The sequence below is a fragment of the Mesorhizobium sp. WSM4976 genome, from assembly GCF_029625685.1.
Classification (GTDB): Bacteria; Pseudomonadota; Alphaproteobacteria; order Rhizobiales; family Rhizobiaceae; genus Mesorhizobium.
In genome coordinates this window covers 17,337-26,658 of sequence record NZ_JARTVT010000025.1, presented here as the reverse complement: position 1 = coordinate 26,658, position 9,322 = coordinate 17,337, and the positions used below count along the sequence as shown (strand labels likewise).

Here is a 9,322-nt window from a genome sequence, read left to right as displayed (position 1 = left end):
GTGTCAATAGTAAATTGATTTACAAATGGAATCATATTGATGACATCCAAGGGACGGTCTGGCTGCCCGATCAGCCTTTCGCTCGAATTGCTGGGCGACCGCTGGACGCTGCTCATCATCCGCGACCTGGCCTTCGCGGGGAAACGGCATTTTCGCGAATTCCTGCTGTCCGATGAAGGCATCTCGTCGCGCACGCTGGCCGAGCGGTTGCGGACGCTGCAGGACGAAGGCATCCTCACCCGCAGCGACGATCCTAGCCATGGCCTGAAGGCGATCTACCGGCTGACCGAGGCCGGCATCGACCTATTGCCGGTGCTGGCGACGCTAGGCGCCTGGGGCAGCAAACACCGCAAGGCCGACGACAAGCTTGCCCAAATCGCCGATGACCTCGCGGCCGGCGGCGAGCGGGCGGTCGAGCGGATGAAGGAGAAGCTTAGGGTGGAGCATTTGGGATAGCGAAGGCGGAATACTGCACTCTGCCGGCGACCTGCGCGAGCGGCGTTTTGCCCAAACACTGGGTCAGCGGCCTGCCTTGCGTGGCGTGTTGAGCGCGTCGAGGCGCTCCTGCAGATGGCCGTTCAGCACGATCATCTCTTTCAGAGCCTTCACCGCATCGCCGTTGTGCCGGGCAATGAAGCTCTCGGCGACCCCCTGAAGCGCGGCTTCCTGGCGGCTGTCCAGCCTTATGATGTGACTCATGACGGTTGCTCCCAGCGGCTTGTATTAGAAAGTGAACAAAAAGGGAACAAATATGTCAAGCGCGAATTGACTCGACGAGGAATGCGTTCCTATTTTGGTCGGTAGGTGGGGCGGTTGCTCGATACCAGGGAGAGCCGCGTTGGGCAGACGGAAAAGCCGCTATGACAGATTGTTCCATTCAGAGGCGGAGGCGATCATTCGCGATGCGCTTAAGCTGCGCGAGACGGTGCTCGCAGCGCAACTCAACCTAAAAGGGAATGGTGAAATGTACTGGCGGCTCAATGGTCTGGTCGACCGGCTGCATGAGGTGATGGGCGCGGTAGCTGGCCGGGAGCCGGATTTCCGGACCGCCCTTCTCGGTCTTTTGCCGCTGCCCAAGGATTATTGCGACCGGGCATGACGGATGGCCGGCCCCATGGACAGCGTCGGCCGCGCGGCCAAGGCCAACATGCTGCTCGTCGTCGAATGCCGCCATTGCTATCACGCCGGCCGCTTCAAGGCGAACGACGTGGCCAAGGTGGTGGGCTGGAACAAGCCGCTGGAAGCCGTCCGCTTCCGCTGCAAACGCTGCGGCCGCAAGGACACGGTGGTGAAGACCCAATTCATCGACCAGGACCATCCGCCGAAAGGATATATCTGGGTGCTGCAGAAGGCGCGAGGATAGAGTGCCAAGCGCCCTCGCCATTAAAACAACGATCCCTGCGCCGGCGGCCCAATCGGAAACTTGATCTGCGTCGCAGGCTTTTCCACGATCACCAGCGCGTCGTCCGGCGCCGGCCGCTGCAGCTTCCTTGCCTCCGGCCACGGCGCGGTCAACCACAGCTCGGTCTGTTCCTGCGTGGTCAGGATCACCGGCATTGCCTTCTCGTGTATCGGCGCGATCAGCGCGTTGGGCCTCGTGGTCAGAAAGCCGTAAAGCTCGTGATCGCCCAGACCTTCCTTCACCTTGCGCACGCCATGCCAAGGTGTCCAAAGGCCGGCGAAGAAGAACAGCGACCGCTCTTCGTTGATCGCGAACCAGAAGTTCTTCTGCACGCCGGTTTCCGGGTCCTTGTCGCCCGGGGTCGGCGACGGTTCGGCGAAGCTCGTGACCGGCACGACACAGCGGTTCTCGACCCCCAGATAGGGAAGCCAGTGCGCGTATTGAGGATTGCGGATGTTGGTGGTCCCGGAATCGGCGTTGCCGCGCACCCGCTCGGCCGGCGTCGGCATGCCCCAGCGTAGCCTGGCGAGTTCGCGGCTGCCGTCGACGGCATTGCGCACGACCGGCGCCGGCTGGTTGGGATAAATGTCGACCGACGGTTCCAGATTGCCGGTTATGTCACGCAACGCCCGCGTCCACTGGCGGATCGCTTCCTGGCTGGTGGTAATGTTGTAAAGATTGCACATCGGCAGCGTTTCCCCGTCCGCCGATAGTTCCCGCATTTTGAGACAAAGCGCAAACCACACGAAAGCAGGCAGCGCCTTTTGTGGGCTTTGAGCGTCGACGATCTCAACCAGCCTGTCCGCTCTGCGGCGGGCCGGCCGACTCCTCGGCCGGTGGTTCCCCGGGGAGCCCTAATCGCAGCCGCTCCTCCTCGGCGAAGCTCTCAGCCTGCTCGTGAATATCGAACACTTGCTGCGTCAGCCTGCCGCCGTCCACGACGCGCACGATCCATTGGCCGTTGACGGTTTTTACACGGACACTGTCTGGCTCACTTGTTATCATGTATGGCCCCTGCCCTTCGACCCAAGTATTCGGTTCCTAGATCCGATACGATCTAGAGCGGCTGAAGTTGCTGAAAAGCGGAGCTGCTCGACCTTTAGTGCAAAGGCACTCGCGGAAATTCAATAGATTTGTGATATCCGACGGACAAAAGCGATTATGGCGCCCACGTCGCCTCATCCCGAGCAAAGACTACATAAACTCGCGGAGCGATGGGCGGCCCGGCAGCCTTGGGGGGTGATACTGGGTTCGGCGGCCGGGCCTGACCGGAGTTTGCGAGGCCGCCGGCTGCAGGAAAGGATGCGCTTGCGCCCATGCGAGGGCAAGAACGACCTAGGCCCTAGGACCAAAGCTGCAAGCGCAGGGCCGAGACGGACCAATCACGATCAGACTGGAAAACCACCTGAAGCCGGCCGCGCATCAAAGGCCGAAATAATGCCGGCCGACGAGATAGCCGAGCGCCGCGACCACCAGGGGAAACAGCGCCGGCGCCGCCCGGCTGAACAGCGAGGCGCTTATCTCCTTGGCTGGAGCGCTGGGCTTGGCATTGCCGAGGTTTTTGGTCATGGGCTCGCTACCGGTTGGGGCTAGTGCCGGCGGAGCCATATTAGAAGTCGCTTATTAAGTTTCCGGCAAGCCCAATACTACAATTCGCGGCAATTTATTCCGATTGCTGGGTGCGCTCGGCAAGCGCGAAAGCCTGGAGGTTGCGCGATTTGCCGGGGTCCTGGTCGGCGTTGGCGATGATGGCGTGGAAGGCGGCGCGGGCGATGTCCTTCTTCCTGGCGCCGGGATGCTCCCTGCGCACCGCCTTGACCAGATCCTTCGGCGTCATGCTGGGGGTGACGAGGCGCATCAGCGTGTCGCCTACGGCCTGCAATTCGCTGGCATCCATAACGATGACCCTGTTTCGACGACATAAGCGTAGCGTATAGCATATAGGGGGGCGATCGCGTCACTTTTGTGATACGCGCCGGTCAGAATCGGAGCTGGGCGACGGTCTCCACGACCCACGCCGTTCGGGATTCGAAATGGCCAAGGCGAACTGACGGACGGGCAATGCTTGGTGACCTTGCCGCCTTCGGCGGACTTTTCCTGACCGCCTTCGCCGCCGCGACCATCCTGCCGCTGCAATCGGAAGCAGTTCTGGTCGGCCTGCTGCTGGCCGGGACCCATTCGCCGGCCGCGCTGGTTCTGGTCGCGACGATCGGGAACGTGCTTGGTTCGGTGGTCAACTGGCTGCTGGGCCGCGGCATCGATCGCTTCCGCGACCACAAATGGTTTCCGGCAAAGCCTGCCGCCCTCGACCACGCGGCGGCGCGCTATCACCGTTGGGGACGATGGAGCCTGCTGCTGAGCTGGGCTCCGTTTATCGGCGATCCGTTGACGGTGATGGCCGGCGTGCTGCGCGAGCCCCTGTGGAGCTTTATCGCGATCGTCACCCTCGCCAAGGCCGGCCGGTACCTGGCGGTGGCGGCCGCAACCCTTGGCCTCTAGAGCAATTCCAGGAAAGTGTGAGTAGTTTTCCGTCAGGAATTGCGTCAAAATAAAGAGATAGAGCGGTTCGCCGTTTTCGTGAAACGGTGAAACGCTCTAGCCTAAAGGATCCTCGTGGCGAAGGCATCCAGCCGTGAATTCTCGCGATAGCAAAGCCGCACCGCGAGGGCGGCCGCGACCCCGGTGGCCGCGCCTCCGGCGACGTCGCCCGCATAGTGGATACCGACATGAAGCCGCGACCAGCAGATCAGCACGGCCATAACGAGCAAGGCAAGCGTGCGGCGCGGCAGCGCCTGCATGGCGAAGGCCGCTACGATGGCCATGCTGGCGGTGGCATGATCGGACGGGAACGACCAGTCGGCGCTAGGTGTGATCAAAAGATGCGTGACACCTGCGTCGTAGGGCCTGATCCGGTGGACGAACAAGAGGATCGCCTGATTGACCGCCAGCCCGACCAGGAAGGCAAGCCCGGCGGACAGGCAGGCATGGCGCACATGGGCGCGATCGGTCCTCGACCACCATTGCAGGGCGACCGCGATCACCATCAGCGGCACGCCGATTTGTGAGATCGTGATCATTGTCCTATCAAGAAGCGGGCTGATGCCGGCGGCAGAGTTGATCCAGTGCGTGAGAGAAGCGTCCATTTTTGTCTGATTTCCCTGGTCGACCATGAGGTCGATCGTTGAAGCCCGCCGGCGAGCATCGCATTCACCAGCTCTTTGAGGTCAGCGTATGGCTGAAAGGTGCCCATGCCTTGATCGAGTGCGTCGGCGGCATCCTGCTTTACCTCGTAACCACGCAAACCATCGCCTCCTGGGTCAACATGCTCACCCAGGAGGAGCTGATCGAGGATCCCAACGACTTCATAGCCGGCCATTTGTCGCGGATCGCCGCCGGGTTCTCGATCGCGAGCAAGGAATTCTACGCCTTCTACCTGCTCAGCCACGGGCTGATTAAGCTCCTGCTGGTCATCGGCCTGCTGCGCGGCAAGCTGTGGTCCTACCCTGCCTCGCTGGTCGCGCTCGGCGCCTTCATGGCCTACCAGGTGTATCGCTACTCCTACACGCATTCGCCCGGCCTGCTCGTGCTGACCGTCTTCGATGCCATCGTCATGTGGCTGATCTGGCAGGAGTGGAAGACGGTGCGCCGCCATATCACTCCCTGATCGCCCGGCCTCACTCGACTTCGCGCCGGAAAGGCGTCGGCGCAGTCATGCAAACGAGCAATGGAACATTCCACTCGTCGCGGGGTCTCTTGTTCTCTGTCGCGGCTCGCCGGCTCCGGTGATGAGGGTCGGTAGGCCGGCCAGCGTGGAGGCGACGTCATGACCCACTTTCCGCGCAGCACGGCAAGCATCGGCGGCCACCCGATCCATCCGATGCTCATTCCCTTTCCCATCGCGTTTTTTGTTGCAGCTCTCTTTTGCGACCTGATCTTCTGGCGAACGGGCAATCCCGGCTGGGTGACCGGCTCGGTATGGCTTCTCGGAGCCGGCTTGATCATGGCTGCCCTCGCCGCTGTTGCCGGGCTGACCGATGTTTTGGGCGACGACCAGGTCCGCAATCTTCGGGACGCATGGCTTCACGCCGGCGGCAACGTACTTGCCGTCATGATTGAGCTCTACAACTGGTATTCGCGCTATGCCCACGGCGATGCGGCGGTCATCCCAGTCGGTCTCACACTTTCCTTGCTCGTGGTCCTCATCCTTCTGTTCACAGGATGGAAAGGCTGGGAAATGGTCTATCGTCACCACGTGGGCGTCGCCGACAGCCCCGAAAGGCCGCGCTGACGTTTGTGGGTTTTGTCGCTTCAGGGGCCGCAGCGCCGCCATTAGGCGGGCGACTTTTTGGGAGCGATCCTCGCAACACAGAATCTATCTCCCACACCCAAGAACCCGCCTCGACTGGCCCAAAGCTTTCGTGACTGGCTTATTCCGCACTTGGCCGGGTCGTCGCATTTTAACCCAAATCGCCCTCTAGCCGGCTGAAGATGTTGTGGTTCCGTTGTTCACGGTTTCTTGACAGAGGCCGGAAAAACGGGCAGCAAAGCGGGTGAGGGAGAGCATTTTTACCGTGGCGAAGACCATGGAGGGCTCTTTTTTCGTATGGACCGTCGCCAAATCGGCGATTGGTGGAGGGATTGGTTAACCATCTTTGTCCATCTTTTGAATCAATCGGCAACAGACGCGTGAAGGTGCAGGGGGCACCAGCGAACTGTGATCGTGACGGGTGCCAGGTGCGAAAACCGGCATGCCGATTGAGAGTGGTCGTATGGCGTTTTTGCGTTTGAAAAACCGGGGTGACGCTCCTCATGGGGGGGTAACTTCGAAAAAGTCTGGTCATCGTTGGGTCCTGGTGCCTGCTGTCGGCGCCGCCCTTGCCCTATGGTCCTTCGCCACCTTGGCGGGACTTTATTCGGTGAGCACCTCGCTGACCGCCGCTTCCAACGGATTGCCGCAAGGCCTGCTTTCGTCCAACATGATCGCGCTTGGCGACCAGCGCCGGCAGATCGCCAATGCCTGGGCACCGCATCTTGGCGTCAATGGCGGCTATAAGGCGGCTTCGCTCACCGGCGGCTGCGATGCCGGCTGCTTCAGCCTTGCGACAAGCTTCAGGCATGACGGCCAAGCCCCTGAAAAACTGAAGAATAACGGCCATGACGGCAAGATGGCGCGGCTCAAGCTGCCCGCGCCCGATGGCGTGGCGCATGAAAAAGTCGTGGTGGTGGCTTCGGCCGCCGGAGCCGCCGACCGCTTCGATAGCGTGGTGAAGCGCGCGGCGCTTTCGCCGCAGAAGCTCGCCGATGCCTTTGCCCGCGCCGAGAACGCGCCGTTCCTGCTGGCCAGCCTGCCTTCGGCAAGCCGCTTCGGCGACGCGCAGCCGGACGCGCCGATCGAGGCCCGCTTCGGTTCGAAGCCGGCCGAAGTTCCTGGCGCTTCCGAGCTGGCGCTGGCGCTTGCCAACATCGCGCCTGAAGATACGGCGGATGTACCGACCGCTGTCGCGCTGCAGAACAGCGATGCGCCCGATGTCGCCGACAATACCGCCAATAATGGCAAGGACGGCGAATACCAGGTCGCCTCGCTGCCGCCGCAGGACGATCTGCCCGATAGCATTGCCGTGCCCGGCCTTCGCCCGCGCACCACGCTCGAGCGGGCGACCCAGGCGCCTGAACAGAACGCTGCCAAGCCGCAGAAGCCGGAGGCCGTGAAGCCGCCGACCGCCAAGGCCAAGCCGCAGCCCGTCGAATCCGACACCGCGCAAAGCGCGCCGACGACGGCCTCGCCGAGAAGCGGCGATCAGGCCTTGCCGGGCGTGCCGAATTCGAAGCAGATGGTGGCGGATTCCAAGCCCGGCAAGCGCAAGGCGCAGGCGTCGGAAATGCTCGCCTATGCCAAGCCGGACACGCCGGAGCGCGGCGGGCTGGGCAGTGCCTTCCGTAGCCTGTTCAACGGCCCGTCGATGGGCAATGGCGTGGCGGTCTACGATATTTCGGCGAGGACCGTTTACATGCCCGACGGCTCAAGGCTCGAGGCGCATTCGGGACTGGGCTCGATGGTCGACCAGCCGCGCTTCGTCAACCGCAAGAATGTCGGTCCGACGCCGCCCGACACCTACAACCTTTCGCTGCGTGAATCACGTTTCCATGGCGTCGAGGCAATCAGGCTCACGCCGACCAGCGGCAGCAACAAATATGGCCGCAACGGCCTGCTTGCCCATACCTACATGCTGCGCGGCGGCCGTGCGGAATCCAATGGCTGCGTCGTCTTCAAGGACTATCGCCGCTTCCTTGCTGCCTACAAAAGCGGCAAGATCAAGCGGCTTGTCGTGGTCCCACGCCTGACAAGCTCCCCCACCCGGGTCGCCCAGGAGGGCCGCCAGGGTTAAGCCTGCCCTTGCCGACGAACGTGTCGCCGGCATTTGTTAATCCCCACTTGCTGATCCGAACGGCCTCGCGCCAAAATGCGCCCGGGCCACCGCCCTGCCGTCGCGCCCTCCAGCCGTCACGACAACCGCCTGGGAAAGCGATAACGACCCTTCCCAGAAAACAGATATGGCGCAGCCTGGGCTTGCGGCAAGCCCCCGGGCATGGCGTATCAACGCTGCTCCGAAAAACGACAACGGAGCACGGAATGCGGATCTTGTTATCGACTTACGGCTCGCGCGGCGACGTGGAGCCTTTGGCGGCGCTGGGCGCGGCCTTGCAGGCGAATGGCCTGGAGGCGCGGGTGAGCGCGCCGGGCGACGCCGAGTTTGCAGCGCTTCTCACCCGCGCCGGTGTGCCGCTGGCGCCGGCCTTCGCGCCAGTGCGCGAATGGGCGAAGGAGATGGTCAACCGGTCGCGATCGGCCTCGCCCGAGGACCGAGCCAAGCTCATCTCCGGCCAAGCGGCCGAGATCGCCGCCAGGCAGTATGAGGCGCTGAGCGCGGCCGCCGAAGGCTGCGATGCGGTGGTGGCGTTCGGCCTCTTCCCGCCCTGCGCCGCCGCGCGGCTGGTCGCGGAACAACGCGGCATGCGCTACATGCTCGGCACGTTCTGCCCCATCTGGCTGCCGTCGCAGCACAACCGGCCGCATGAATATCCTGGACATCCGCTGCCAGACGGCATGACCGACAACCGGCTGCTGTGGGAAACAGACATCCGGACCAAGAACGCGCTCTTCGGCGAGGCGGTCAACGGCCAGCGCGCATCGCTCCGACTGCCTCCCGTGCAAAATGTCCGGGATTATGTCTACGGCAACCCCGTCCTGCTCGCCTGCGATCCGACGCTCGGCCCGTGGCCCGATTCGGACCTGATAGGCGCTGTCCAGACCGGCGCCTTCATCCTGCCGGACGAACGGCCCCTCCCCGATCGGCTCAACGCGTTCCTCGATGCCGGTCCGCCGCCGGTCTATGTCGGCTTCGGCTCGATATCGGTTGCGAGCGAAACCGGCAGCGCCGCTATCGAAGCGATTCGCGCCAGGGGCCTTCGCGCGGTTGTCGCGCAGGGATGGGCCGGGCTCGACCTCGTCGACGATCGTGACGATTGTTTCGCCATCGGCGAGGTCAACCAGCAGGCGCTCTTCGGCCGCGTCGCCGCGGTCGTCCATCATGGTGGCGCCGGCACCACGGTCGCCGCCGCGCGGGCGGGAGCGCCGCAGCTGATCGTGCCGCAGATCGGCGACCAGCCCTATTGGGCCAGGCGTGCTGCCGAGCTAGGCATCGGCGCCGCGCATGACGGCCCAATGCCGACGGGGCAGTCGTTGTCCGCGGCGCTGGAGGTGGTGCTGGCGCCGAAGGTCTTGGAGCGCGCCCGTGCCTTTGCCGGCAAGGTTCGCGCGAATGGAGCCGACGCTGCGGCGAAATGGCTGGCGGACAGGATGAGGTGAAAGCTCTGAGGGTGATCGTATGCTGTTGGTTGAGAGTGGAGATCGGGCGGAAT

The 9,322-nt window shown here is 63.2% G+C and carries 14 protein-coding genes; 8 read left to right on the top strand and 6 right to left on the bottom strand.

What is annotated here, in order from left to right:
• The first annotated feature begins 39 nt into the window (after positions 1-39).
• On the top strand, positions 40-456 hold the full coding sequence (locus P9272_RS26655; RefSeq protein WP_278162854.1) for a helix-turn-helix domain-containing protein: 417 nt from the start codon (positions 40-42) through the stop codon (positions 454-456).
• 63 nt (positions 457-519) lie between these two features.
• Here the strand turns inward: P9272_RS26655 and P9272_RS26650 are convergent, their stop codons facing one another.
• Complete coding sequence (locus P9272_RS26650) at positions 520-699, bottom strand: hypothetical protein (protein WP_278162852.1); 180 nt, start codon at positions 697-699, stop codon at positions 520-522.
• Between the two features lie 139 nt (positions 700-838).
• On the opposite strand from P9272_RS26650, the gene P9272_RS26645 reads away from it, so the two are divergent.
• Positions 839-1,099 (top strand): hypothetical protein, encoded by a 261-nt coding sequence (locus tag P9272_RS26645; RefSeq protein WP_278162850.1) that lies wholly within the window; start codon positions 839-841, stop codon positions 1,097-1,099.
• 15 nt (positions 1,100-1,114) lie between these two features.
• Positions 1,115-1,363, top strand: coding sequence for a hypothetical protein (locus P9272_RS26640; protein WP_128260909.1), 249 nt, complete (start codon positions 1,115-1,117; stop codon positions 1,361-1,363).
• Positions 1,364-1,383: 20 nt separating this feature from the next.
• Here the strand turns inward: P9272_RS26640 and P9272_RS26635 are convergent, their stop codons facing one another.
• From P9272_RS26635 to P9272_RS26620, 4 genes are all read right to left on the bottom strand, one after another.
• Positions 1,384-2,088, bottom strand: coding sequence for an SOS response-associated peptidase (locus P9272_RS26635; protein ID WP_278162848.1), 705 nt, complete (start codon positions 2,086-2,088; stop codon positions 1,384-1,386).
• A 103-nt stretch (positions 2,089-2,191) separates the two neighbouring features.
• Positions 2,192-2,407, bottom strand: a complete 216-nt coding sequence (locus P9272_RS26630) for a hypothetical protein (protein WP_128260911.1) — start codon at positions 2,405-2,407, stop codon at positions 2,192-2,194.
• A 417-nt stretch (positions 2,408-2,824) separates the two neighbouring features.
• The gene (locus P9272_RS26625; protein WP_278162846.1) at positions 2,825-2,971 is read right to left on the bottom strand and encodes a hypothetical protein; all 147 of its coding nucleotides are present in this window, start codon (positions 2,969-2,971) and stop codon (positions 2,825-2,827) included.
• Positions 2,972-3,065: 94 nt separating this feature from the next.
• Positions 3,066-3,299, bottom strand: a complete 234-nt coding sequence (locus P9272_RS26620; RefSeq protein WP_128260912.1) for a hypothetical protein — start codon at positions 3,297-3,299, stop codon at positions 3,066-3,068.
• 164 nt (positions 3,300-3,463) lie between these two features.
• On the opposite strand from P9272_RS26620, the gene P9272_RS26615 reads away from it, so the two are divergent.
• Positions 3,464-3,901, top strand: a complete 438-nt coding sequence (locus P9272_RS26615) for a YqaA family protein (RefSeq protein WP_278162844.1) — start codon at positions 3,464-3,466, stop codon at positions 3,899-3,901.
• A 101-nt stretch (positions 3,902-4,002) separates the two neighbouring features.
• Here P9272_RS26615 and P9272_RS26610 read toward each other — a convergent pair whose 3' ends face one another.
• Positions 4,003-4,545 carry a phosphatase PAP2 family protein gene (locus P9272_RS26610; protein ID WP_278162842.1) on the bottom strand — a complete coding sequence of 181 codons (543 nt, stop codon included), beginning with the start codon at positions 4,543-4,545 and terminating at the stop codon, positions 4,003-4,005.
• A gap of 38 nt (positions 4,546-4,583) precedes the next feature.
• Between P9272_RS26610 and P9272_RS26605 the strand changes: the two genes are divergently transcribed.
• From P9272_RS26605 to P9272_RS26590, 4 genes are all read left to right on the top strand, one after another.
• Positions 4,584-5,066 carry a DUF2127 domain-containing protein gene (locus P9272_RS26605; RefSeq protein ID WP_128260915.1) on the top strand — a complete coding sequence of 161 codons (483 nt, stop codon included), beginning with the start codon at positions 4,584-4,586 and terminating at the stop codon, positions 5,064-5,066.
• Between the two features lie 159 nt (positions 5,067-5,225).
• The gene (locus P9272_RS26600; RefSeq protein WP_278162841.1) at positions 5,226-5,690 is read left to right on the top strand and encodes a DUF2231 domain-containing protein; all 465 of its coding nucleotides are present in this window, start codon (positions 5,226-5,228) and stop codon (positions 5,688-5,690) included.
• Between the two features lie 628 nt (positions 5,691-6,318).
• Complete coding sequence (locus tag P9272_RS26595; RefSeq protein ID WP_347404069.1) at positions 6,319-7,788, top strand: tlde1 domain-containing protein; 1,470 nt, start codon at positions 6,319-6,321, stop codon at positions 7,786-7,788.
• Positions 7,789-8,033: 245 nt separating this feature from the next.
• Positions 8,034-9,269, top strand: a complete 1,236-nt coding sequence (locus tag P9272_RS26590; RefSeq protein ID WP_278162839.1) for a glycosyltransferase — start codon at positions 8,034-8,036, stop codon at positions 9,267-9,269.
• The last annotated feature ends 53 nt before the right edge of the window (positions 9,270-9,322 follow it).

Coding starts and splice junctions, on each gene's coding strand:
- P9272_RS26650 (WP_278162852.1), bottom strand. CDS start 699: ATGAGTCACATCATAAGGCTGGACAGCCGCCAGGAAGCCGCGCTTCAG.
- P9272_RS26625 (WP_278162846.1), bottom strand. CDS start 2,971: ATGACCAAAAACCTCGGCAATGCCAAGCCCAGCGCTCCAGCCAAGGAG.
- P9272_RS26620 (WP_128260912.1), bottom strand. CDS start 3,299: ATGGATGCCAGCGAATTGCAGGCCGTAGGCGACACGCTGATGCGCCTC.
- P9272_RS26590 (WP_278162839.1), top strand. CDS start 8,034: ATGCGGATCTTGTTATCGACTTACGGCTCGCGCGGCGACGTGGAGCCT.
- P9272_RS26615 (WP_278162844.1), top strand. CDS start 3,464: ATGCTTGGTGACCTTGCCGCCTTCGGCGGACTTTTCCTGACCGCCTTC.
- P9272_RS26635 (WP_278162848.1), bottom strand. CDS start 2,088: ATGTGCAATCTTTACAACATTACCACCAGCCAGGAAGCGATCCGCCAG.
- P9272_RS26630 (WP_128260911.1), bottom strand. CDS start 2,407: ATGATAACAAGTGAGCCAGACAGTGTCCGTGTAAAAACCGTCAACGGC.
- P9272_RS26655 (WP_278162854.1), top strand. CDS start 40: ATGACATCCAAGGGACGGTCTGGCTGCCCGATCAGCCTTTCGCTCGAA.
- P9272_RS26640 (WP_128260909.1), top strand. CDS start 1,115: ATGGACAGCGTCGGCCGCGCGGCCAAGGCCAACATGCTGCTCGTCGTC.
- P9272_RS26600 (WP_278162841.1), top strand. CDS start 5,226: ATGACCCACTTTCCGCGCAGCACGGCAAGCATCGGCGGCCACCCGATC.
- P9272_RS26610 (WP_278162842.1), bottom strand. CDS start 4,545: ATGGACGCTTCTCTCACGCACTGGATCAACTCTGCCGCCGGCATCAGC.